This is a genomic window from Paenibacillus lentus (genome assembly GCF_003931855.1).
GTDB classification, from domain to species: domain Bacteria; phylum Bacillota; class Bacilli; order Paenibacillales; family Paenibacillaceae; genus Fontibacillus; species Fontibacillus lentus.
Genome location: NZ_CP034248.1, coordinates 1,332,331 through 1,355,806, shown reverse-complemented (window position 1 = coordinate 1,355,806; position 23,476 = coordinate 1,332,331). Strand labels below are relative to the sequence as shown.

Sequence of the window (23,476 nt, the reverse complement as noted above, 5' to 3'; positions counted from 1 at the left end):
GATCTATAATCCGTTATTTTAGCATCTAATTGTTTTGAATCGTTGAAACAGCTTAACCTGGCGACCTTGCCGCCCACTTCGCAGCCTGCAGCAAAAGCTTGCGATATTCCGGATGCTGGAACACAACCTGATCACGTCCTGGCAGCAGATACACTACACGGCCAAGCCCATAAGAATGGGCCCATGCCGCCGGATACCATTCTCCGTCCATTTCATATTCCAGTAAAATGGTCGTTTCACTAAACGGATCAAATTCAAATCGATATGGCTCGTCCTCGATTTCAAAAGACGAAATATTTTGCATAATATCATGTTCCGGTGCAGAGACGCGCATTTCCAATTTGTGAATAGAAGGATGCGTTGTGTTTCTTGCGCCGATGAGCTGTGCAAGCTCATATTTTTTCTGCAACACAATGCCGTTATGAAGGATAAGCAGGCCACGTCCACCGCTGATGCAAGACAAAAGACCCGCGGTCTGCTTGGAAGACAGCTTCTCTCTCCAACTGTCATGATAGGATATACACAGATCGAACGACTGCAAGTTGCTTTCCTCAAGCATTTGATTATTCTCTGTACATTGTACTGAAAAATGATCATTTAAAATATGGGTAATTTCCAGATCCACCCCTTGCAGGGGATAAAATTTAGGATGAGTGTAATCTCCGATCAGCAGCGCTTTTTTCTTATTCATGATTTGCTCCTCCTGTCTGTTAGGTTCCCTGCCAAAGGCTTATTTGCCTGCCAGCAGAGGATCGCTTTCACCAGCATAATAGCGCGCCAGCTCAACAATCATGCTGCCCATTCGTTCCTCCTTTGGAGCAACTACTCGCGGAATACCAGCTTCATATAATCCCTGAGCCGTCACTTTTCCCACAGCTACAGCGATGACCGATTCCTTTAGCGCAGCGATAAGATCATTGAAATGCCCCTGCTTCTTTGCATATTCCAACAGAAATCTCACCTGTGGACTGCTTGTGAAGGAGACGGCATCAACCCGCGCTTCAATGATGTCATATAACAATTGTTCCAAAGCTGCTTCGGGCGGAGCAACATGGCTGTAAGGCAATATTTCCGTGCAGGAAGCCCCCTGCTGCCTAAGCCAGGATACAAGCTTCGGAGCAGGGTCGCCGTATAACTGAAGCAATACTGTGGTATCCTTCAAATCATATGCGGCCAGCTCCCGAATCAGTCCATCGGTACTGCCGTCATCATCCCGGACATGAGGCGACAGCCCGCGCTTCTTCAATGCATTTACCGTCTTATACCCTCGCGCAGCAATATGCGACTTAGAGAGGTTGCTCAGCAATGGATCCAGTAATCCCATTTCCTCGGCCATTTCAAACAATGCATTCAGCCCGATTCCCGTCGTAAAAATCGACCATTCTGGCGGGTGATTAACCCATGTCTGAATTCCCTGGCGCAGCTTCTCATCATCCAAAAATACAGTTCCTTGCGCGGGACGATATAACGGAATCCCACCCATATTTTCGATCAGCTTGCCTAACTCCTCCGCACGGCGAGGCCCAGTTAGCGCAATTCGCTTGCCTTCTAATCTTCTAGCCACATCTCTACCCCCGTCTTAAGCTATCTGAAACAGCTTTGTTTATCATAAGCTTAAACGACACCGAGGTCTAAGTAAATCGTTCTATTGCATCTTTCTCGTTAGAATGAATTCCTGCTGAAACATTTATGCATCCAACTTTAGAATCATAATGGTATTCGTGAAATTGTTTGAACTATAAAAAAATATCGATCAACCTCTTTTTCAAGAAGCCGGATTGCTTCTTTCGATAGATTTGCTTAGGACTTCAGATGGCTGGTCCTGCTTGTCCTCCATAGCTTATCCTTTTGTGATATATAAAAAAAGCTGCCCAACTGTCATATGCATGACTTGTTAGGCAACCTTGACTGTTTGTCACAAAATTATGACTTTCCTAATTTAAATCTGTCAACCATCTCCTCCAACTGTCTGGCGATAGAGGATAATTGGCTTGTAGAGGATGCGATTTCCTGAATCGAAGCCAACTGCTCCTCGGCAGCAGCCGAGATGGTGGTTACGTTCTCGGAGCCCTCCTCCGTAATGTTGCGAATATCGGCTATCGTTTCTGATACCTCACCGGCTCCGGCCATCAACTCCTGGGCCGCTCCGGATACTTCTTCAATTTTGGCTGCGGCTCCCCGGACAGCTCTGCGGATTCGCGAGAAGCTGCGTCCGGAAATGTCGACAGCAACAATCCCCTCTTCTACGCCCTTCCTCGCATTTTCCATAGATTCCAGCGCCCGCCTCACTTCCGCCTGGATTCCGCCAATCAAATCTTCAATCTGATGGGCATAGTTCTCAGAGCCTTCAGCAAGCTTGCGAACTTCAGAGGCGACTACGGCAAAACCTCGGCCTTCCTCGCCGGCTCTTGCCGCTTCTATAGAAGCGTTCAAGGCAAGCAGATTGGTCTGCTGAGCGATCCCCGTAATGACACCGACAATTCCACCAATATTTTCAGTGTGCTCGCTTAAAGTTTGAATCACTGAGCCAAGCTCATCCACGGTATGGTGGATATGCTCAATTTTCTCTACAACACTAATAACGGACGTATTTCCTTCTTCGGCGACTGCCGTTGTCTGCTCCATCGTTTGGGTTACATCTTGAATATGACCCGAAATGGCTGCTACTTGGCGTGATATATCTTCAACCCCATTTACGCCTCGATCCATATGGCGTATTTGGCGTTCACTTCCAGATGCGACCTCCTGAATCGCCAAGGTCACGTGCTCGATCGCTTTAGTAGTCTGGTCTGCACTAGCTGATAACTGGTTCGCCGATAAATTGACCTGGCTAGACGCTTGCCGCATCTCTGTCAGCATGGCATTCCAATGATCGACCGCCTCCTGAAGGCGTTTCGCCACCATGCCAATCTCATCCTTGCGGTCGCTATCGCTGATTCGCGCTGACAGGTCGCCACGGCTAATTTGCACAATCGATTCGCTCAAATGACGGAGCCGCCCCGTAATGGCTCGAGTAAGCAGCCAGGCCACTAGCAGGGCAACAGCCACAGATATCATCCCTACGATCCACCATGACGACGCACTCCATACTAACATCAATACAATAGGAACGACGCTAACCGACCCACTAGCAATAAATAAGGAGAGTGTTATGCGATTTTTCATTTGTACGGTTCCTTTCTTTTTAAAAATGACCCACTTTAATTATAATAATGTTAATATTCGACATAAACCGCACATTCCCCTCTTCTTTCCTCTTCAAAGGCCGCAAAAAAACCGTGCACCTCGCAGGTGCACGGTTTTTTAGGTATGCCTATTAATCGGCGAGGCGATATCCCACCCCGCGAACGGTAGCAATATAAGTTGGGCTGACAGCCCGGTCACCAAGCTTCTTGCGCAAGCTCTTGATATGCACATCCACCACATTACTGCCGCCTGTAAAAGAAGTCTCCCATACGTCCGCCAGCAGCTCTTCTCGGGACAAGACGCTCCCTTCATGGTCCAATAGCTTCATCAGCAGTTCGTATTCCGTCTTCGTGAGTTCAATAGCTGTACCATCGCGGTACACCTGCATTTTCTTGCGATCAATCCACAGATCCTTGAAAATAACCGTATTCGCTGTCGGCAAAGCCGTAGATGCCGCCGGCCGATGATTACTTGTGCGAATGATTCGCTGTACATGGTACAGAATTTCGTTGGGCGAAGCCGGCCAGACGAGAAGCTCCAAATTCATTAATCGCTGATTCATTTGTGACAGCATCGCTTCATTAACGAGCAGCAGAGACGGAATATTCTCCAGATCCTGCAGCATCCGTGTCGTGATCAATGTCGCCTCGTCCTGGCGATGATAGGCTGTCAGGTCGAATATAACAAGATCGGCTGCAGAGGCATTGCGTATTCCTTGTTCCCAATGATGAAACATAAGAACATCGAAGCAGCCTACTGACAAATCTCTGACCAACTCATAGATTTCACTCGGAAATGGGCTGACGAGGATGACGCGCTGCGTCGTTGGGCATGCCACCGGGATACTGCTGCTGTTCGGTTCCTCATTGTAAGATAGTTCATTGCCCGGACGTCTGAAAGGAGTCACGTTCCCAGGTTGAACTCTGTTCTTTATTTCTTCTGCATGCATGATTGGCACACCCCCCCGAATACAACATGGGCATGATGCACGTCATACCCGGTTTCCTTAGCAACTGCCGCGCTCCAGTCCTCCGGAACCTTGGTCATGACTTCATCCACTCTCCCGCATACTTCGCACAGAATATGCTGGTGATCATCAAGCTTGGCGTCATAGCGGCTCGCAGCCTCACCAAGCTTCAATTCCCGAATCAACTCCTTGTCGGTTAAATACCGGAGTGAATTATATACTGTGCCATAGGCGAAATTATATCCTTGCTCTACAAGACGATTCATCACTTCTGCGGCAGTAGGATGATCGTCTGCGTTACGAACAACATCATAGACGGCTTTGCGCTGTGTCGTTAAATTTAGTGATTTCATATATAGAATCATTCCTTATGATTTGATTTTAGAATTAGTATAAGTCTTGTTATACAATCCGTCAAGCTAAGCAATTCGTCTGCATCCCTTTATACCTAGCGAATAAACACAAGCTCCGTATGGGATTGCCTAGTTTATTTCATAATAGGGTTATAACTTCAAACCGAAAGGATGAACCACCTGCCCATGTTGATGAAAAAATACGCGATTTTGATTCTGTTTTTCCTGTTAAGCGCTTTGTTTGCCATGTGGGTCGATGTGCGCGTCGGCTTTCCATGGAATACCGTATTCATCAACTTTAGGCACGCCTTCTTTACGAATGCGGAGAAATGGATCTCTTGGACCCTGCTCGTTCTCTTGATCGTTCCTGATTTCTATCGTGCTCTTAAAACTTCGAAAGCATCCGCCAGGGGTTCAGCTGGAACCACCGTCTCCAGCCCCAGCACCGACACCGGTAACTTCACATCCGATTCCGGAGCCAGCTTTAACTCCGGTACTGGCTCCGCCCGCAGCACCGCTTCCCCGGTCACTTCCAGCACCGGCTCCTGTTCCCATTGCAACGCTATCAGTTCCGAGCCCGGCGCCAGCTCCAATAGTTCCCCCGCCCCCAGCTCCGGGTCCTCCTGACCGGGATACGAGTTTGTGGATGATAGCCGCTACAAGAACAATAACAGGCAGCACAATATAAAATAGGGGATCGACTAAATACAGCATTTTGCCCCCTTCCACTAAATACTCGCTAGTGGAGCGAGCTAATAAAGTGGTTGTGTATAAAATAATTAAAGCTACCGGAAAGATCAATTTTCGGTACGGAATATTGAATACATCCGATATCCCAATCACCGCCGCATAGGAAAAAATGCTCATTTTGAAGTAGACGCCGACAATAAGTGTCATAACGACAAAAATATCGGGACGCTGGATGAAGTCAGATATCGTAGCCTTACCGATTGTCGCTAGTAAAGGAAACATCGATCTTTCGGCAAGCTCGACACCAAGTACGGATATGATCGTTGCAACAGTTAAACTCAAAATGACCCCCGCGAATATAAGAGCGAAATAGCCCGCCTTAACCCCCTTTTTAGGGTTGTTAAGAAAAGGAAGAAGCATACTGAACGCAATAACCTCTGCAAAAGGAAACTGGTAGTTTTTTTGGGGAACTGCTTGAAGCAGCGGCATGATTCCATTCCCCATAACGGGCATTAGTCGATTGAGGTCGATAATTTTTGCAAACCCCATCAACAGCAGGCTCAGTATGCCAATCGCAATAACAATGACCATGAAAATCAACGCTGTGCGTGCAAGTACCTCCAGTCCTTTATGCAGTGTGTAAGCAACCGTAATAATCATTAGCAGATTTATAATGAATAGGGGCGTTTCCCGGAGCATAAAAGAACCGACTAACAGCCCGCCATCCATCAGGTCCCTGGATGCTTTGTTTAGAAAAAAGACCATATAAGCAATCCCCAGCAGGGTTCCCAAATATCTGCCAAGCAAAATTCTAAAAAATGCCGTTGGCAGCATATTCGGGTACCAAAGATATAGTCTCGTATAGACAGCGTACAGCATCAAGCCAATAGCTAAGCCGATTAGAATGGCTAACCATTCATCCTTTTTGGCTTCCAAGCCCAAATTGACGACAAGCGCAGTTCCCAGCTCGAACAGCAGTACTAATGAAAAAAATTGCAGAGGGCTAATTCTAATTTTCTCCATGAAACCATCCTCCTCAGGAACCCTGATTATAGTTGTAGGCACGGTCGCGACTTTGTGTATTGCGAACGACGGAGTCCACGGTATACTCCACCTTTATCTGCGGAAACAGATCCTCCCACCGTTCCTCGAGCTTCCTCCAGGCTGCAGGACTTTCCCTTTCAATAACATCCCCAAATTGAAAAATATCGCTCCTTGCTAGCTGGGCTTTTTGGACGGCCGCCCGCAACTCCCTTGAGATGGCTTCGTTCGTCTTTTGCTCAATCGCGTGAAGCTCCTCTGGATTGCGCAGATCAGCCCTGCTGTCTGTTTCCCTGACCGATAACAAGGTCCTTACCTTTACTTGAATAACCGGATGTGAGGAATCATCCAACTGCGCCTTCAGACTCGTTTGAGAACGAATAACATCTACGGAAATGTCATTTTTATCCTGCTTAGAATCAATAACCAGCGCCGTCTTTCTCATTTTATTTCTAATCCATACCAATCCACGGCTCTCGGCTGGCGTCAGCCAATCCACCAGCTTATCGCCTTTAAAAATAGCTATAGGAGCAATCCTGACAGTTCCTGGACTCTTCACGTTTTCCAAACTGCTTTTCTTACCTGCCTCCCTTACATCGCCCAAGAGTTCCACGCCATCGATAACAGGCCCGCCTCCCGGCGTTAATAAATCACGTAAAATATCATCGATTTGTATCATGAGGTTGGTTCCAGATTGCTGTGCCGTCATGGCAATCTTCTCTGAAACCGAAAATGCATTAATTTTTCCTATAGGTGTCAAAGCTGCTACAATGTCAGCCGCTCTAATATCCCCTTTTGTAACAACGACATTGGCGGACAGCCGAATATCGGAGTCTCTGTCTAGAAAGTCCATGACTTCCGAGATTCCCTTGCGGGCAACGTCTTCAGAAATAACCATAAGCCGGGCATGTGCCGTTGAGATTAAGCGCGGTAATGTATGAGAAGCATCTCGTATCGCTTCACTGATCGTATTCCCCGTACCACTATGTAAAGATGTAGGAGTGGCCCCCCGGCTCGTTTTGCCTAAAATCTCGTCAGCTAAAATGACTTGAAATGAAACTTGGTATTTCTTCTCTGATTCAGGGTCATAGTCAATACCGATCCCGGACACGACCGCTCTTTCGTTCAAATCCATAGCATCCCAGCATCCTGTCAACAACGTAACACAGCATAACGTCAGTACAATCGCTATTGTCCTTGTTATCATATCTGCGTCAACTCCTTGCTCAGTTATTACCTCTTACATTCCATGATCCGAAACACCCTGTTGACCTTGTTGGTCCTGCTGGCCCTGCTGGCACTGCTGGCCTTGCTGGCCCTGTTGGCCCTGTTGGCCTTGTTGCTGATTCATTCCTATGGAGTGTTTGATTCGGTCCTCCCGAATTTGGGACTGCTCTTTGATTTTGTTAGGCGGCGTTTTTAATATCCAGGCGGGCAGTCGTATAAATGTATCCTTGTGATCCTTTGGAACAAACGGTGAAATCGGCGCTAAGTATGGCACGCCAAAGGATCGAAGGCTATTCATATGGACGACCAGTACAAGAATCCCTAAGGTAATGCCATAGAGGCCGAACATACCAGCCAAAACCATAAAACCAAATCGAACCAGTCGACCGGCAACAGCTATGTTATATGCAGACGGCGCAAAGCTGGCAATCCCTGTCAATGCAACAACAATAACCATCCCCGGTGTAATCAGGCCCGCTTCAACAACCGCCTGGCCCAATATAAGTGCGCCGACTATTGAAATTGTCTGCCCGACTGCACGCGGCATGCGCACTCCCGCTTCGCGGAGAAGTTCAAAGGAGACCTCCATCAACAAAGCCTCAACAAATGCCGGAAAGGGAACGCCCTCCCGCTGAGCAAGAAGACCCACCAATAGCAGCGAGGGAATCATCTCATAATGGAATGTCGTCAGCGCGATATATAGAGCTGGACCAAGAATCAAGATAAAAAAGCTAAGATAGCGAATCATTCTCATGAGGATACTAATATCAAAACGCTGTGAATAATCCTCCGGAGATTGAAAGAAATGACCGAATACGGTCGGCAAAATTAAGACGAACGGCGTTCCATCCACAATGATCACCACACGGCCCTCTAGCAAGTGCCCTGCAGCCGTATCCGGTCTCTCTGTGTTGTATATCGTAGGAAACAGAGTGAAGGTCTTATCCTGAATAAATTCTTCGATATAACCCGACTCCAGTACCCCGTTAAGCTGGATGTTTTCTAGACGCTGCCTGGCTTCCTGGACAACCTTGGGGTCTGCCATACTTTTGATATACATCATCCCCACATGCGTGTGGGTAACTTCACCGATCTTCATGGTCTCCAGCCATAAATCCTTATTCCTGATCCTCCGTCTAATCAGGGATATATTTGTTGCAATCGACTCAACAAAACTATCCTTCGGTCCCCGAACGACCAGCTCCGAAGTCGGTTCCGTAACCGATCTCCATTCCCCGCCCTGTGTTCCGGCCACGATGGCCCGAGTGCTTCCTTCCAAAAATATCGCTGTATCCCCCGATAAAATAGCGAGAATAACATCATTCCACTCCGAAACTATTTTTGATTCTCCCAAGGATAAGAAGCTGTATTGCATTTGATCCAGCAGAGCTTCTGCGTCCTGCGCCTTTCCTTGTTTCATGTTCGTTATGGATCGCATCACAAATGAATTGATCATCATTTGATCACTTAGTCCATTTAAATAAATCACGACCATCGGAATAGAATTCTGTCCGTTCACACTCATTTCGCGTACAACAATATCCGTACTGGCCCCGGTTTCTTGCTGAATCCGCTGCACCGTCTGCTGTAAGTTCCCCGAAATGACTTTGTTCCCCGACAATTTTGCATTCTGCGAGCCAGCGCTAGCCTGTGAACCGGAATTATTCTGGGCACTAGCACCGCTCTGTGGTCTAGCGTTGCTCTGTGATCCTGCATTGTCCGATGAGCCGGAATCATGCCGGGAGCCAGTTAGGTTCTGCGTACTAGAGCCGTCCTGCGAGCCTTTACTGTTTTGAGAGCTAGCATCACTTTGAGAATTAGTATCGCTTTGAGAGCTAGCACTACTCTGCGAAATAGCATTCGTCTGCGAACCTGTGTCATTTTGACCACTAACCTCGCTCTGAGAACTAACATTACCTTGAGAGCTATCTTCGCTCTGTTGGCTGAAATTTGGGAGGCTCGCCTCTTCCTGATTGCGGGCCATTCCTTGCCCCATATCGGTACGATTACGACTCTTACTCTCGTCCTCGTTCTTGTTCTCGTTCCCACTCTTACTCTTATTTTGCTCGGATTTCACTCGAGATTGGCCTCGGCTTCTTCCGATAAACTGATTGCGTTTCATACCTGGCAGCTCCTGTTCCTTGACATATCCCCATTATTTGCTAATTGGCTCTTTTTCATGCGGATTGGCAGCATCAAGATTGGATACTTTACGAGAAATGAATTGCTGCGAACCCCCATGCTTTATTTAACAGCCAACGTGGTAATAATGATGAACAAGTACTTCATTCAAGGAGGTTACTGATGAATAACCAAGAAAACGATTCGGGTGCATTGCCCCAGTTTCCCCAGTCCATGTGGAGACATACGACTGAATTGCCCGCCTTTTCCAAGCTAAATGAGGATATTCAGACTGACATTGCCATCATCGGTGCTGGAATTACGGGCATTACCACCGCCTATCTGCTGTCCAAAGCAGGTTTTAAAGTCACCGTAGTGGAGGCGGCGCACATTCTCGAAGGTACTACTGGCTTCACCACGGCCAAAATCACTTCCTAGCACGGCCTGATTTATGATAAGCTGCGCAAGCATTTTGGCGACCAAGAAGCCAGATTATATTACGAAGCGAATGAGGAAGCTCTTGCTTTCATAAGGTCCACGATAGAGAAGCACCAAATCGAGTGCCAGTTGCAGCAGGAGGACGCATATTTATATGCAGATTCCGAGGAACAGACGGAGAAGCTGCGCAAAGAATGGGAGGCATATGAACAACTCGGTTTGCCCGGCGAATGGTGCGAATCACTGCCGATCCCGCTAACTGTCCATGGAGCGATCCGGCTGCCAAATCAGGCGCAATTCCATCCGCTTCATTACTTGCGTGCACTCGTCGACTCAGTTATTGCTAATGGGGGAGCCTTCTATGAAAATACGACAATGGAAGGTGCAGCCGAAAATACCGGAGATGGACGGCGACAGCTGAGGTCAGAGAACGGTTATACCATCACTTGCAAATATGCGATCTCCGCGTCCCATTTTCCGTTCTATGACGGAGGAGGGTTCTATTTTACGAGACTGCATGCCGAACGCTCCTATGTGGTAGCCGTCGAGCCGGAAATTCCGTTAGAGCGCGGCATGTACATTAATTGCGGTGAACCTAAGCGTTCTATAAGATCAGCTCTGCTAGACGGATCACAGGTAATTTTGATCGGAGGAGAATCGCATAAAACAGGAAAAGGCGAATGTACATTCAAGCACTACGAGGAGCTGGAGAAATTCGGTGGCCAGCTTTTTGGTGTCAAACGCATTCCTTATCGCTGGTCTACCCAAGACCTTATTACGCTGGATGAGGTCCCTTATATCGGAAGTATCACCGCAGACGACGACAACGTTTTAATAGCAACCGGCTTTGCGAAGTGGGGGATGACTAACGGAACGGCTGCCGCGCTGATATTCCGCGATTTGATTATGGGACACGGCAACAAGTTCACGGATCTTTACAAGCCCTCCCGATTCAAAGCCAACCCCGGTATCAAGAACTTTACTGTGCAAAATGCAGATGTAGCCAAGGAATGGGTATCCGGAAAAATCGAGCTGATTCACCGCAAGGCGGATGAATTAAAAGACGATGAAGGCGGAGTCGTGCGGCATCTTGGCAAAAGAGCCGGCGGTTATAAAGATGCCGAGGGCCGATTATTCATCGTTGATACGACCTGCACGCACCTTGGCTGCGAAGTCGAGTGGAATGACGCTGAACGCTCCTGGGACTGTCCTTGTCATGGCTCAAGATTCAACTATAAAGGCGAAGTACTGGAAGGTCCGGCTACAGAGAATCTGCCCCTGCTTAGCCAGGAAGCCGCAAACGAATCGTAGCGCTACCTCGGATCAAATGATCCATGCCGTGGAACGAGTCGCAAAAAGACACCGCTCGGTGTCTTTTTCTCCGCTCAAGTACCTTGCTTTGTTCAGTACTGGATGATAGTATGTAGGAAGATACTTAAGAATAACTACTATATATGAAAAAGAGGCGATGACACTTGGATATCAGTATCCAGTTTAAAAAAGGCGCCTTAGAAATTTGCGTGCTAGTACTTATCCATGAGAAGGATCGCTATGGCTATGAGTTGGCCCAATCCGTCTCCGAACATATTGAAGTGGCGGAAGGCGCGCTGTATCCTCTGCTGCGCAGACTCGTAAACGAGGGACATTGCACGACATATTTACAGGAATCGAGCGAAGGCCCTCCCCGTAAATATTATAAACTGACCCCCCAAGGGGAAATTCACATGAAAAAGCTGGTGGTTGAATGGAAACGGTTCGTCAGCAACGTAGCCAATTTAATCGAGAGAGGAAACCATCTATGAAGAAGAAAGAATTCATTTCTCTGCTCAGCTCCCATTTATCGGCACTGCCGCCGGAGGAGCAGAGCGAGCTGTTGGAGGACTATGAATCCCATTTCGCTTTTGGACTTCAGAACGGAAGAACAGAAGAAGAGATCGTCCGCGAGCTGGGCGATCCGGCTGAGCTGGCCCAGGAAGCTTTAGCTAACCGGGTTAACCCCCTACATCCATTATATTGGTTTGGTGAACCACCAGAAGGTCAGACGTCAACGTCTTTGGCCCCGGCGGCGCAAACGAGCAGTCGACACCAAATGATAACCTCAGCGATCTATACCGGATTGTTCTTCCTCAACCTGGTCATCCTACCCTTGCTCGCCGCACTTTGGGCCTTGGGCCTGGCCATTGCCTTGACGGCGATGGCCGGTATACTCAGCCCAGCCGCCTTGCTTCTCGAATATATCTTTAACAATGTATTTCAGCCGACCAAAGCCTTTGCCGTACTCGCGATGGTCGGAATCGGCATTCTTATCGCTGTCGGCACACGGCATCTATATTCGAACCTAATTAAATTAAGCGCGTCATATTGGGCATGGAACGTCCGAGTCGCCAAAGGAGATTAAGTGTATGAATAAAAAAGGATTGAGTCTGATAGCGAGTATTCTCGTCATTCTGGGCATTAGCGGGATGATCTATCAAGGCTTCAACTTCGGGGAAGAACAACCCTCCTATACCCAGAAATGGACGTTTAGCGATAACGAGCTAAAGTCGCTCTCCATCAATAGTGATTATCATGTGGAATTTGAATTTATTGCGAGTCCCGATGGTACGAATTATGTAGAGGCCAGTGGAAATCTACCACAAAAGTCGATTGATAGCTTAATCGAGACGAAAATTACAAATCAGAGCTTAGCCCTGCAATTCAACGAAAAGCGCGACTTTTCCTTTCTAAGCTTCAACTTCAATTCGACCATCCAACAGATTACCGTGGCTTTGACCGATCCAGAACAGGCGTTGGATCAGATCACTGTCGACCTAATGGCCAACGATGGCAGTTTCAAGTCTCTGCGTGCCAAAGAAATTTTGCTTGAGACAAAGTCGGGAAATTTGACAGTTGAGGATCTAACAGCCAATCATTTACAAGCAGAAACTCTGTCCGGCCAAATATCATTGGAGCAAATCACGGCGGACACTGAGCTTAAGGTAACCTCAGGGAATGTGAATATTCATCATCTCAAGGGTGCATTAACCTCTAAAATGACCTCAGGCGATTTTAAAGCCGAAAACCTGGAGGGCGATATGCTTGCAACAATGGTCTCGGGGAACATTAAAATCAACGACTGGACGGGAAATGGCACAATTAAATCGACCTCCGGCAACATCACCATTGAAGATCAACGTTCAGACTCGCTAGATATATCCATCCAATCTGGAAACGTCAGGCTGTCTGCCGATCCCGAGTTTCAAGGCATATACGAGCTAAGGACTTCTTCAGGAAATATCAAGTCACCGGATTCGCCTAATCTGAACAATGACCTTATTAAAGTTCGTTCCACTTCCGGAAATATTACGATTGACTAATAAAGGCTGTCCTAGCGTATACAAATAGCCCCCGACTGACGAGCCGGAGGCTATTTCGTGACTTAGCGATAATATATCGTATCCAATTTTAGGCGATTTCGCCTGCAATGGCTTCGCGATAAGACTTTAGTGAATAGTAGATGACGGTCTGCATAATACTTTGATCTTCCTCCGGGATAAGCTTTTTCGCATAATCCCAGGCATTCTCTTCGATGCGGAGGGCGATCCGCTTCCGCTCCTGCTCATTGTCGCAATGATCCAGAAGATCCGACAGCTCCTGCAGGTTGGCATCCTCGGCATGCCCAAGTTCATGGGCGAATACGATGCGCAGTATTTGCGGAAAAGCTTCGAGCGAACCGAAAAGACTTAAGCACTGCTTTTTGATTTCTCCTACGTACATCGTAACCTTGTGATCGGCAATGTTGTATTTTCCACCTACATTCCGCCCTCCAGGAAAGCGCGAGCGAACGTCAAGAGCAACCGTACTGCCGGATTGCATCAACAATTGATCAAAAATAAGTTGTGCTGTTCTTTCCAAATAAACTCCCCTTATTTCTTATAGAATTGACACTCGTAATCTGATTTGTTCGATCAGGACGTCTTTGCCTTCCTCATTATAATCCAACTATTTTCAGAAATGAATAACAGAGCAACCACTATTTTTTCATCTGCGATTTGGCGTAAAAACGATCCAACGCTAACCGTCTTCTCCATGTGACTTTACAGGGCGGAGAATCATATTGAGCAGCAGATATATCAAAGCATCTCGCTATACACGAGCAGCGGCTTAATGTCCATTAGATTAGATGTATGACCGGAATTACCTTGATATTCTTCCGGTCATTTATACAATCCTTTTTACTCTTCTTTACTCATTATAATATTCAAAACCTTTTCTACGGGTCTGAATTGAATGTAATTGACCTAAAGTTAATTTTTGTATATTATTGTAACAATATGGGGATTTCTTTGCCGGGTCATCCCTCACACCTTAGACTACTCCCGATAAAAATATAATACGTGGAGGCGTTATCAATGAGTGAGCATCTTAATACCAAAGACATTTATTTGTTATCTGAAAAGGTTCATCCATTAGACAAAGCTTTTGAATTATTTCGAGTTAGCTACAAACAAAACAATTGGTCTGAAGCGAAACAAATTGCAAATTATATGTATGAGACGGCATATAAACTTTATCAAAATCAGAAAAATTGGGATGCTAAGATTTCTATTGAATTACTGAATAGACCTTTAGTTTTTTATTACGGCTATAGTCATCTAGCTATAGCTACGGTTTTCCAGAAACAGGGGTTTTATGACAAGGCAAGAGAATTCACAGAGAAATATACTAATTTAGATTGGTTTATAGTACTGGATCAAGAGGGACAAGATGAAGTTAGACGATTTAATGACTTTGCTAAAGCTAACTTCTACGCAATAGATTTATTATCGGGAAAAATGGATGTTTTGGGTAGATACAGCGATTTCATTCAGCAAGAAGATGAAGAACTTCTCCCTGGTCTTATTACCATCTTGGAAGCCGCTAATGCTCACGGATGGGATGTAGACCCCATCCTAGACATTTACATCCCACAAAGCATGGAAATATTTTCTGGCTATGAGGACTATGGAAATCGCATTTATTACATCAAGTTATTAAATCAATTGGCCATATATAGCCTAAATAAAAAAAGATACCTTGAAACGATTAATTATATACTTGATTATTTTACATTTGCAGTTAATATAGATCTAAGCAGGGAATTTATTACATCCCTGTCCATGTATGAAAGTGTTCGATCCTTCGCCTCACCAGGGCAACAACAAAGGTATAATCATATTTTAAAAGGAGTGCTTTTAAATGAAAAAAACATTAACCACCATGTTTCTAGTCCTCACATTATTTAGCGTTATTGTTCCTTTCTCTTCGCCCTCCATCGGAACATACAACCATGGTATAAACGGTTAGAATTAATTAATAAAAAAGCCCGTGAAAGGTACAGCACCCCAAAAGTTAGAGTAAAGTCTAACTCTTGGGGTGCTGTACAAAAAGTGGGCTTTTTTTACTTTTTTGTGTGGTTTAATTTTAAACTATCTTCATCAAAGGAAATCAGTATGTTAAAATGAAAGGGTGAGGGACCCGGCAAAAGTTTCTCACCCTAGGCCGATTGCTATTGCGATCGGTCTTTTTTATTTACTTAATGTTAATTATACAACACGTCCTAAAGGACGTCGATCCTTAGATCGTGATAATTAATTAAATACTTCGGTAATATTTAATAATAAAGACTATTAGGAGTTACCGACGTGAAATTAAAAGAAGCCCGTGAAGCAGCTAATTTCACCCAAGAGTCACTTGTCAATGAAATCCAAACTTATATGGATTGCTCTTTAAGGCATTACCAGAACATCGAATATGGCAAGAAAATACCGAGAATGCCCTTGGGACTGTTAATATGTAAGCTGTGTAAAGTTGATCCTACTGAAATAGACGAATGGAAGATTAGTGGAAACCCTTGGTGACCATTTAATCACTGTTTTGCTCAATGTCTGATCACGCAGACCCCCTAATATAATTACCAAAAAACACCGGATGAGATTGCAAATTCGGTGTTTTTTATAGCTCCAATAAAAGCAAAACAGCCACTATATAGAAGTAGCTGTTGAATAGATTGGGTTCTTGTTTAGAGATTTGGCTGCAAAAGTTGAGTTAACTAAATAATGCTAATAAACAGCTATTGGCCCATATGGACCATCGATAATTTCTATTTTCGTTTCAAATATATTTGTCAAAACTTCTGGGTTCATAACCTCTTCCACTGTTCCAAAGGCAGCAATTTGTCCATCTTTCATAGCACAAATTCTATCCGAATATTTGGCTGCAAAATTGATATCATGCATAACAGTCAGAATTGTTCTTCCAAATTCATTAGCAGCATGCCTCAAATGTTCCATCATTTGAACAGAGCGAGCAACATCAAGATTGTTTAGAGGCTCGTCCAAAAGCACATATTCAGTCTCTTGACACAAAACCATTGCTACATATGCCCGTTGCCTTTGACCACCAGAAAGCTCATCTAAATATCTATTTTCCAGATTAGTCAAGTCTAAAAAATCGATATATTTAGATATAATCGCCTCATCCTCTTTGGTTAATCTCCCCTTTGAATAAGGAAAACGCCCAAATCCAGCTAGTTGCCTAACCGTAAGCTTCGTTACAAAATGGTTTTCTTGGCGCAAAATAGTCAAGATCTTTGCTAAGTCTTCTGATTTAGTTTTAGAAACATCCATATTGGCGACCGTAATTTGGCCTTCATCCATATTCAAAAGTCTTCCGATCATCATAAGTGTCGTGGACTTTCCAGCGCCATTGGGCCCAATTAAAGAAGTAAGACCAGCTTTTGGTATTGTAATATCCAAAGGTCCTATTTTTACCTCATCAGTATACAACTTTCTAACATTATTAATCTTTATCATAGAGCCCTCTTCCTTAAGATTACAATTAAAAATGTTATTCCACCAAACAGTTCGATAATAATTGAAACAACACCCTGAGCATTGAATACATGATACATAAAGAAGTATGCACCCGTTATTATCAAAAATCCGATAGCAAAAGCCATTGGAAAAATATATTTGTGATCATAAGTTGGCGCTGCTAGATAACTCAAAGTTGCAACTAAAAAACCATAGAATGTAAGTGGTCCAACTAAAGCTGTGGATATGGACATCAATATAGAAACTAATACAAGAGCATAAATTACGCCAAATTTATGATTAACTCCCAAAGAAGGGGAGACATTCTTCCCAAGTGACAACACATTTAATTTCTTGGAATAAGCAAACAGAAGGATTGCTACAATGATTACAATTGGAATTGCAATAGGAAAATAGCCAGCATCCGCATTATTGACAGAAGCAAATAATCTTGCCTGTAAAATATCAAACTCAGACGGCGCAAGAAGTCTTCTCATAAAAGAGGATAGAGACCTCAGCCCAACTCCAATAATAATTCCCACCAAAAGCATAATCTGTAAGTTCCCATACTTTCCAGAAAGCAGCCATCCATAAAGGATCAAACACAGCAAAACCATAAGGACAACTTGAAATACGAATGATCCAACACCAGTAAAGCTTATAAATGCACCAACACCAAAGAAAAACATGGTACTCGTATGAATTGTTGAGTAAAGTGCTTCAAAACCTAAAAGTGAAGGAGTTATAATCCTATTATTCGTAATCGATTGGAATGCGACGGTCGCCAAACTCTGACAAATTGCTGCAATAATCATCGCCCCCAGAGCAACCAGCCTTCTTTTAACAACTGGGATAAAAGAAGGAGAATCTACTGGAACCGGATTATTATAAACCAAAAGTCCATATGAAGAAAATATACCCAGTGCAATCAATGCTATCAGCAAAATCCAATAACGTTTTTCTTCTTTCTTGGAACGAAAAGCTCTGGCTGATCTATGTTTATTATGAAGGCTAGAATCGATTTTGACATTTTCTTTATCACTATATCCTAATGCGTTCATCGTAGCCTCCTCTGTCTCAATAAAATGACAATAAATACGACTGATCCTACTGTTCCAAGTATTAAAGAGACAGGTACTTCAAAAGGCATTATAATTGTTCGAGAAATGATGTCACAAACAGTTATCGTGCCCATTCCTATCACACATACCCAGGGCAAGTTACTCCTCAGATCATCTCCTCGATACATGGAAACAATATTCGGTACGATTAAACCTAAAAAAGGTAAATTTCCAATAACAGCTGCAACAATTCCAACGGCAAAAGAAATAAGACCAGTACCAATAAGAATGATCCTATTATAATTTACTCCAAGACTTGTTGAAACATCTTCCCCTAGTCCAGCTAAAGTCAGTCGATTAGCATAAATAAAAATAAATAAAGTAACAACAACAATGATCCATAGATACTCATATCTTCCAACCTGAACCGCAGCAAAAGAACCTACAAACCAGTTCTCAATATTTTGTGTCATTTGAAAAACGAGTCCAACAAAGGTGGAAATCGCGGATATGATTGCTCCAAGCATCATCCCGATAATCGGAACAATTAAAGACGAGCGTAGTTTAACTCTTCTTAGAAACAAAAAGAAAATCATTGTTCCTATAAAAGAAAAAATGATTGCCCCCGTCATTCTTAGGACTAAAGTTGGCGCTGGAAATAACAAATAAACAAAAAGAAGCCCCAAACCTGCCCATTCAATCGTTCCTGTTGTAGTAGGTTCAACCAAACGATTCTGTGTAATCAGCTGCATGACAAGTCCTGCCATTGACATTGCAGCTCCAGTTAGCATTAGTGCAGCTGTTCTTGGAACACGAGTGATGAAAAACATTTCCATTCCATCGTCTTGCCCTCGTATATCATAAACTCCAGTAAACAGTGATATAATACCTAAAATAAAAACAACTATAATCGCTAATATAAAGGGTTTTGTCCATATCTTATTGTGATTATAACGCTGGGGTTGAGCGCTCTCAACCCCAGCATTTATTTGTATTATATTCTTCGGCACTGCCTCATACTCCTTTATACACTACTTAGCTAAAGTATTTGCAAGATTCTCAAATAACTCTAGATAAGTTTGTATTGATTCATTTGTATAAGTATCGTCTGGTGCATACACAATCTTTCCTTCAGAAACAGCCTTTGTGTTTTTAAGGGCAGGCGAATGATCAATAACGTCTTGAGCAGGAGTTGCACCCTCTGTAGAAGATACCGCAGCGTCACGATCTAGTACAAAAATCCAATCAGGATTGCTTTGGGCAATCGCTTCAACAGAAACTTCATCACCTTGATGATCTGAAGAAGATTTGTCAACTTCTAATGCTGGAACCCATCCAAAAATTTCATACATTGGGCCCCAAACACGACCAGAATTAGGAGCTGAAAAGCCAATATTCCCACCAGAAACGATGACACTCATAACTGTATCTGTTCCATTATAGGCAGACTTCGCCTTTTCGATCGCTTGATCAAAATCAGCTGTTAATTTTTCAGCTTCTGCATTTTTATCAAAAATTTGACCTAAAGCGAGTGTAGAATTCTTAAGTCCGTTTACTAAGTTTTCTCCAGGTGTAGCAGCTGCCTCAGAAACATCAAAATTAAGGTCAATAACAACTGCATTCGGCACTATTTTCTTTATATCTTCATAAAAGTTAGCAAATCTTTGGCCGACAATTACAAGTTCAGGATCTGCTGCTGCTAGAATTTCAAGATTTGGCTCACGATGGTTTCCGATATCTTGAACTGAAGCATCAGCTACATAAGGTGAGTCTGCAGGCATTACAGGCTTTGGAGCAGCTGCTAATTCAATTCCCCAATCAGCTAAAGTTTCAAAAGTTCTGCTATCTAAAGCAACTACATTCTTTGGATTTACAGGAACAGTAACCGTTCCATGGACATCAGTGATCTCAACTGTCGTAGGCGCAGTAACCTCTTGACTTGCATTGGATTCAGCAGGTTTTGGCTCATTATTAGTTACTTCATTACTTGAATTTGAGCAAGCTGCTAACATCAAAGTCAGAACTGCAATAAGACCAACTAATTTGAAAAACATTGACTTCTTCATAATTATCCTCCTTGATATATAAGCTTGATAGCAAGCAAATTCTTGAATTAGTGAAATTAATATCATATGTTATTTATGTGCTATTCAAATAATTATCTATATTTCACTATAGTGCATAGCAACAAAACAAAGACAACGATAATGATTATCAATCTCAAATTCTATTCAAGCTTACCAAATCAAAATGACATTATCAACTATTTTTTTACCTGGGAATATAACCTGCATTTTTCTTTATTTTATATTCATACTGGAAGTCAACTTTAGCCGAATAAAAAGTCGACTTGAATCCTTACAGCGGCAGTTTATCTGAACCATTCAGTATCTGACTTGAAATATGATCAAGGTTACCCTCTCTGTAATTATGAGCGCGATGCGATATAATAGAACGGCGATGACCAAAGGTGTTCATTAACATACGATCGGTATCGACATCCGTTGTCCTTCTGCCCATCGTCTGGAGCTGGTCAAAAGGCAGAGGCTCGGGGAGCAGTATGCTCTGTACGGATATTGTTCAGCATCGTGCTACTGATTCTCCCTCATACTTTATCTTACGATTGTCCTTACCAAGCTGACGAGCCAGGTGCTTCGTCTGACCCAAGAAGTGGCGATCCTTAAGCTCAGGAGGCTCTTAATGGAAAAAACAATTAGTTATCTTTTGCTGCTTGGCAATATTCTGTTACTAGTCACAGGCCAAGTTCTCTTCAAGATCGGACTCACCCGATCAGGCGGGCTCGTATGGAATAAGCTCATTCTATCCCCGATGATTATCGGCGGCATAGGACTCTATGGGCTTGCCACCATACTTTGGTTCGCCGTGCTGACCCGCTTGCCCCTAAGCGTAGCTTATCCGATGCAAGCCTTCGCCTATGTTCTCGCTCTTATTCCTGCATACTTCTTATTTGGTGAGTCGATTTCAGCCACTAAATTAGCCGGCGTGGCCGTTATCCTATTCGGCGTATACTTGCTGGCTAGATAAACTAGATAGGAACACCAACCCATGCGGCCATCAAAATCGTGCTTGGACATGATTAAATTTGTTTCTGCTAACCTAAACGTTCACTTATATAGATGGATTTCTTGTATTATAAAGTAATGGAAGGTGTTGGAAAGAAAAAAAGGATTTCATGCCCTTAAAAACTGATAAAGCACCTTATATGGCTCTGCTCAGTCTTTTTAATAGCATGAAATCCAGCGTAAATTACGGGCCTGGCTACATCCCGCCCCTAATCCCATCTTTGTATTCAATTCCTCCGAGCCCATTTCCGCCCCTCTAGAGCTCAGAAAGCTTATCGATCTGCCTGCGGATTTCAGAGATCGCCGCCATTAATTCGTTGCGTTCCTCAAGGGAATTTGGTTCCTCCCGCCCCATCAAAAATGCCAATTCCAGCTCCAGGCGCTCCCGTTCATTTTCCATCCTTTGCTCTTCCGCATCCAGCCGATGGCTTCGATCCTTCGATTCATATTCATCCACCGTACCCGGGAACCATTCGGGCTCCTTCTGCCTATCCAGCAGCAGCAGCCGATTGCATACCTTGCGGGCCAAATATCTGTCGTGAGTTACGATCATCAGCGCTCCCGGGTAGGCGCAAAGCGCCTCTTCCACCACTTCTCGCGTATCAATGTCCAAATAGTTAGTCGGTTCATCGAGGATCAGCAGGTTGGACTCGCCGAAAAAAAGCTTAAGAAATGCCACCCTGCATTTCTCCCCCATGCTCAAATCCCCTATTTTCTTATAAACCTCTTCTCTCGAAAATAAGAAGCAGCCCAAAATCGTTCTTGCATGCGACTCGGTCATGTTCGGCAATCCCAACAGACTGTCCAATATCGTCTGGCTCTCCTCCAAATTGTTCAGTTCCTGCGCAAAATACCCGATCGAAGCTTGCGGATGCAGGGTCACTATGCCTGAAGACGTTGCAAGCTGCCCTGTGATTAGCTTTAACAAAGTAGACTTGCCTGAGCCATTCGGCCCCAGAACACCGACCCGATCCCCCCGTTCTATCTGGAGATTAAACTGATTAAACAACCAGACGCTTCTCCTCTCACCAGCAGCATCCTCGTAGCCGAATCGTACATCGTTCATACGCAGCAAAGTAGACGCCGCAAACGCTCCATCCCGCAGGTTCATTTGCAGCACTTTCGCTTCGTGAGGCTTCTCCACTCGATCCCGTTCCAATCGCTCAAGCTCCTTCTGCTTCGCATGATAACGAGAGATATTCTTCTTCGCCTTAGCCTTATAATAGCTGGCTGTAATGGCTACATCCAAATGATCAGCGCGAGCGGCCCGGTGGGCTTGGTGGAACCATTCCTGATAACGCCGAATGGACTGCTCCAGTGCTTGGCGCTCCTGCTCTTGCTTCTTGTATAGCGTCATTTGAGTACGTCGCTCAAGCTCCTTCTGCTCGCGGTAATCACGATATCCGCCAGCATAACGCCGACAGCCATCCGGCTGCAGCTCTAATATAGAGGTAGCCGTCCGATCCATAAATGTCCGGTCATGCGACACGTACAATATAGTCCCATCATAGCTGCTCACCCATTGCTCCAGCCAATTCAAAGACTCCGTATCCAGATGATTCGTCGGTTCATCCAGCAGGACGAACTTGGGCTCTCGAACCATAAGAGCAGCCAACTGCGCCCGCGTCTTCTGTCCCCCGCTCAATTGTCCGAATTTCAGCTGCCACAGCTCTGGTGCTAAATTCATTTGAAACAAACGCTTCTCTACCTTGACTTCCCAGTCATAACCGCCTAACTGCATATACTGCTCATAAATGAAACCGTATCTCTCCATACTCGTCTCCGAAGCGCAGCCCGAGCCCATTTCAATCTGCAGCAGCTCCAGTTCTCGTTTTACCCCATAAATATCACCGGATCTGGACTGAACATATTCCAGCAGCGTAAGCGATGAACCGCGATCGACCTGCTGTTCCATCCAGCCCCACTCTTCTTGCGGTAATATTCGGTGAATGCGCCCATTGTCGAAGCTGAACTTGCCGAGCAATCCCTCAAGCAAAGTCGTCTTCCCCGAACCGTTCCGGCCATACAGCGCCAGACGCTCACCCCGGCTAACCTCGAACGATATATTCTCAAATAAAACAGTGCCGTTCCATTCCTTCATTAAATCCTTGACGGATAATATCATCGTCATTTCACATCATCCCCCGTTTCCGCAGTGTGGCAACGCAAATAACCGTGGCCAGCGGCACACGGTCAAATACGCGAAAATAGGGCATACGACCAGAAAGACAGAAGAGGCCAATACCCGCTCCTCCGCTCGGGTTATGATCGTATTTATCTTTTTAAGTATAAAAAAGAAGACCCTAAGTCGACACACGTATCCCTGACCGTCCCTCTCATTAAGAGAGCGCCGCTTGCCTGCTGACAAGTTGTCTTAGTGGGAACGTGTTCTTACTCCATCGTCTAAGGGTCCTCCGTATCGTTAAAATCGATTTTTTTATTACACTTTAATTATTACCATGAATTTCAATCCGGA

General features: G+C 44.7%; 20 protein-coding genes and 2 pseudogenes. 8 read left to right on the top strand and 14 right to left on the bottom strand.

The window, feature by feature from the left end:
• Positions 1–52: 52 nt before the first annotated feature.
• From EIM92_RS06120 to EIM92_RS06100, 5 genes are all read right to left on the bottom strand, one after another.
• A complete protein-coding gene (locus tag EIM92_RS06120; RefSeq protein WP_125081928.1) occupies positions 53–691 on the bottom strand; it encodes a ThuA domain-containing protein in 639 nt (212 codons plus the stop codon).
• Between the two features lie 39 nt (positions 692–730).
• Positions 731–1,564 (bottom strand): uroporphyrinogen-III synthase, encoded by an 834-nt coding sequence (locus tag EIM92_RS06115; protein ID WP_125081927.1) that lies wholly within the window; start codon positions 1,562–1,564, stop codon positions 731–733.
• A gap of 359 nt (positions 1,565–1,923) precedes the next feature.
• Positions 1,924–3,165: a methyl-accepting chemotaxis protein gene (locus EIM92_RS06110; protein WP_125081926.1), complete on the bottom strand. Its 1,242-nt coding sequence runs from the start codon at positions 3,163–3,165 to the stop codon at positions 1,924–1,926.
• 151 nt (positions 3,166–3,316) lie between these two features.
• Positions 3,317–4,135, bottom strand: a complete 819-nt coding sequence (locus tag EIM92_RS06105; protein ID WP_125081925.1) for a response regulator transcription factor — start codon at positions 4,133–4,135, stop codon at positions 3,317–3,319.
• A complete protein-coding gene (locus tag EIM92_RS06100; RefSeq protein ID WP_125081924.1) occupies positions 4,117–4,506 on the bottom strand; it encodes a Fur family transcriptional regulator in 390 nt (129 codons plus the stop codon). The genes EIM92_RS06105 and EIM92_RS06100 overlap by 19 nt, the downstream gene beginning before the upstream one ends.
• 171 nt (positions 4,507–4,677) lie before the next feature.
• On the opposite strand from EIM92_RS06100, the pseudogene EIM92_RS24810 reads away from it, so the two are divergent.
• Positions 4,678–4,884 (top strand): annotated as a pseudogene (locus EIM92_RS24810) (YczF family membrane protein); the annotation flags it as partial.
• A 36-nt stretch (positions 4,885–4,920) separates the two neighbouring features.
• Here the strand turns inward: EIM92_RS24810 and EIM92_RS06095 are convergent.
• The 3 genes from EIM92_RS06095 to EIM92_RS06085 are packed head-to-tail and all read right to left on the bottom strand — an operon-like array spanning position 4,921 to position 9,586.
• Positions 4,921–6,219 (bottom strand): GerAB/ArcD/ProY family transporter, encoded by a 1,299-nt coding sequence (locus tag EIM92_RS06095; protein ID WP_125081923.1) that lies wholly within the window; start codon positions 6,217–6,219, stop codon positions 4,921–4,923.
• A gap of 13 nt (positions 6,220–6,232) precedes the next feature.
• Complete coding sequence (locus EIM92_RS06090; RefSeq protein ID WP_125081922.1) at positions 6,233–7,444, bottom strand: Ger(x)C family spore germination protein; 1,212 nt, start codon at positions 7,442–7,444, stop codon at positions 6,233–6,235.
• A gap of 33 nt (positions 7,445–7,477) precedes the next feature.
• Positions 7,478–9,586 carry a spore germination protein gene (locus EIM92_RS06085; RefSeq protein WP_246021218.1) on the bottom strand — a complete coding sequence of 703 codons (2,109 nt, stop codon included), beginning with the start codon at positions 9,584–9,586 and terminating at the stop codon, positions 7,478–7,480.
• 182 nt (positions 9,587–9,768) lie between these two features.
• Between EIM92_RS06085 and EIM92_RS06080 the strand changes: the two are divergent.
• From EIM92_RS06080 to EIM92_RS06065, 4 genes and pseudogenes are all read left to right on the top strand, one after another.
• Positions 9,769–11,334: pseudogene (locus EIM92_RS06080) on the top strand (FAD-dependent oxidoreductase).
• A 164-nt stretch (positions 11,335–11,498) separates the two neighbouring features.
• Complete coding sequence (locus EIM92_RS06075; protein WP_125081921.1) at positions 11,499–11,825, top strand: PadR family transcriptional regulator; 327 nt, start codon at positions 11,499–11,501, stop codon at positions 11,823–11,825.
• Positions 11,822–12,421 (top strand): HAAS signaling domain-containing protein, encoded by a 600-nt coding sequence (locus EIM92_RS06070; protein ID WP_125081920.1) that lies wholly within the window; start codon positions 11,822–11,824, stop codon positions 12,419–12,421. The genes EIM92_RS06075 and EIM92_RS06070 overlap by 4 nt, the downstream gene beginning before the upstream one ends.
• Positions 12,422–12,425: 4 nt before the next feature.
• A complete protein-coding gene (locus tag EIM92_RS06065; protein WP_125081919.1) occupies positions 12,426–13,379 on the top strand; it encodes a DUF4097 family beta strand repeat-containing protein in 954 nt (317 codons plus the stop codon).
• Positions 13,380–13,467: 88 nt separating this feature from the next.
• On the opposite strand, the gene EIM92_RS06060 is transcribed toward EIM92_RS06065, so the two are convergent.
• The gene (locus tag EIM92_RS06060; protein ID WP_211344432.1) at positions 13,468–13,917 is read right to left on the bottom strand and encodes a hypothetical protein; all 450 of its coding nucleotides are present in this window, start codon (positions 13,915–13,917) and stop codon (positions 13,468–13,470) included.
• Between the two features lie 497 nt (positions 13,918–14,414).
• On the opposite strand from EIM92_RS06060, the gene EIM92_RS06055 reads away from it, so the two are divergent.
• Together EIM92_RS06055 and EIM92_RS06050 are read left to right on the top strand one after the other, a co-directional pair.
• Positions 14,415–15,287: a DNA-binding protein gene (locus EIM92_RS06055; RefSeq protein WP_125081918.1), complete on the top strand. Its 873-nt coding sequence runs from the start codon at positions 14,415–14,417 to the stop codon at positions 15,285–15,287.
• A 399-nt stretch (positions 15,288–15,686) separates the two neighbouring features.
• Positions 15,687–15,902 carry a helix-turn-helix transcriptional regulator gene (locus EIM92_RS06050; RefSeq protein WP_125081917.1) on the top strand — a complete coding sequence of 72 codons (216 nt, stop codon included), beginning with the start codon at positions 15,687–15,689 and terminating at the stop codon, positions 15,900–15,902.
• A 201-nt stretch (positions 15,903–16,103) separates the two neighbouring features.
• Here EIM92_RS06050 and EIM92_RS06045 read toward each other — a convergent pair whose 3' ends face one another.
• The 4 genes from EIM92_RS06045 to EIM92_RS06030 are packed head-to-tail and all read right to left on the bottom strand — an operon-like array spanning position 16,104 to position 19,983.
• A complete protein-coding gene (locus EIM92_RS06045) occupies positions 16,104–16,856 on the bottom strand; it encodes an iron ABC transporter ATP-binding protein (RefSeq protein WP_125081916.1) in 753 nt (250 codons plus the stop codon).
• The gene (locus tag EIM92_RS06040; protein WP_125081915.1) at positions 16,853–17,917 is read right to left on the bottom strand and encodes an iron chelate uptake ABC transporter family permease subunit; all 1,065 of its coding nucleotides are present in this window, start codon (positions 17,915–17,917) and stop codon (positions 16,853–16,855) included. Before EIM92_RS06040 ends, EIM92_RS06045 begins: the two co-directional genes overlap by 4 nt.
• Positions 17,914–18,927 (bottom strand): ABC transporter permease, encoded by a 1,014-nt coding sequence (locus EIM92_RS06035; protein WP_125081914.1) that lies wholly within the window; start codon positions 18,925–18,927, stop codon positions 17,914–17,916. Before EIM92_RS06035 ends, EIM92_RS06040 begins: the two co-directional genes overlap by 4 nt.
• A gap of 21 nt (positions 18,928–18,948) precedes the next feature.
• Positions 18,949–19,983, bottom strand: a complete 1,035-nt coding sequence (locus EIM92_RS06030) for a siderophore ABC transporter substrate-binding protein (protein ID WP_125081913.1) — start codon at positions 19,981–19,983, stop codon at positions 18,949–18,951.
• A gap of 634 nt (positions 19,984–20,617) precedes the next feature.
• Between EIM92_RS06030 and EIM92_RS06025 the strand changes: the two genes are divergently transcribed.
• Positions 20,618–20,962 (top strand): EamA family transporter, encoded by a 345-nt coding sequence (locus EIM92_RS06025; protein WP_125081912.1) that lies wholly within the window; start codon positions 20,618–20,620, stop codon positions 20,960–20,962.
• A 294-nt stretch (positions 20,963–21,256) separates the two neighbouring features.
• Here EIM92_RS06025 and abc-f read toward each other — a convergent pair whose 3' ends face one another.
• Positions 21,257–23,131 (bottom strand): ribosomal protection-like ABC-F family protein, encoded by a 1,875-nt coding sequence (gene abc-f, locus EIM92_RS06020; protein WP_125081911.1) that lies wholly within the window; start codon positions 23,129–23,131, stop codon positions 21,257–21,259.
• Between the last annotated feature and the right edge of the window lie 345 nt (positions 23,132–23,476).

Bases quoted from the DNA above. Each gene is read 5' to 3' on its own strand.
- EIM92_RS06120 (WP_125081928.1), bottom strand. From the start codon at position 691: ATGAATAAGAAAAAAGCGCTGCTGATCGGAGATTACACTCATCCTAAA.
- EIM92_RS06110 (WP_125081926.1), bottom strand. From the start codon at position 3,165: ATGAAAAATCGCATAACACTCTCCTTATTTATTGCTAGTGGGTCGGTT.
- EIM92_RS06105 (WP_125081925.1), bottom strand. From the start codon at position 4,135: ATGCATGCAGAAGAAATAAAGAACAGAGTTCAACCTGGGAACGTGACT.
- EIM92_RS06100 (WP_125081924.1), bottom strand. From the start codon at position 4,506: ATGAAATCACTAAATTTAACGACACAGCGCAAAGCCGTCTATGATGTT.
- EIM92_RS06095 (WP_125081923.1), bottom strand. From the start codon at position 6,219: ATGGAGAAAATTAGAATTAGCCCTCTGCAATTTTTTTCATTAGTACTG.
- EIM92_RS06090 (WP_125081922.1), bottom strand. From the start codon at position 7,444: ATGATAACAAGGACAATAGCGATTGTACTGACGTTATGCTGTGTTACG.
- EIM92_RS06085 (WP_246021218.1), bottom strand. From the start codon at position 9,586: ATGAAACGCAATCAGTTTATCGGAAGAAGCCGAGGCCAATCTCGAGTG.
- EIM92_RS06070 (WP_125081920.1), top strand. From the start codon at position 11,822: ATGAAGAAGAAAGAATTCATTTCTCTGCTCAGCTCCCATTTATCGGCA.
- EIM92_RS06065 (WP_125081919.1), top strand. From the start codon at position 12,426: ATGAATAAAAAAGGATTGAGTCTGATAGCGAGTATTCTCGTCATTCTG.
- EIM92_RS06055 (WP_125081918.1), top strand. From the start codon at position 14,415: ATGAGTGAGCATCTTAATACCAAAGACATTTATTTGTTATCTGAAAAG.
- EIM92_RS06045 (WP_125081916.1), bottom strand. From the start codon at position 16,856: ATGATAAAGATTAATAATGTTAGAAAGTTGTATACTGATGAGGTAAAA.
- EIM92_RS06040 (WP_125081915.1), bottom strand. From the start codon at position 17,917: ATGAACGCATTAGGATATAGTGATAAAGAAAATGTCAAAATCGATTCT.
- EIM92_RS06030 (WP_125081913.1), bottom strand. From the start codon at position 19,983: ATGAAGAAGTCAATGTTTTTCAAATTAGTTGGTCTTATTGCAGTTCTG.
- EIM92_RS06025 (WP_125081912.1), top strand. From the start codon at position 20,618: ATGGAAAAAACAATTAGTTATCTTTTGCTGCTTGGCAATATTCTGTTA.
- abc-f (WP_125081911.1), bottom strand. From the start codon at position 23,131: ATGACGATGATATTATCCGTCAAGGATTTAATGAAGGAATGGAACGGC.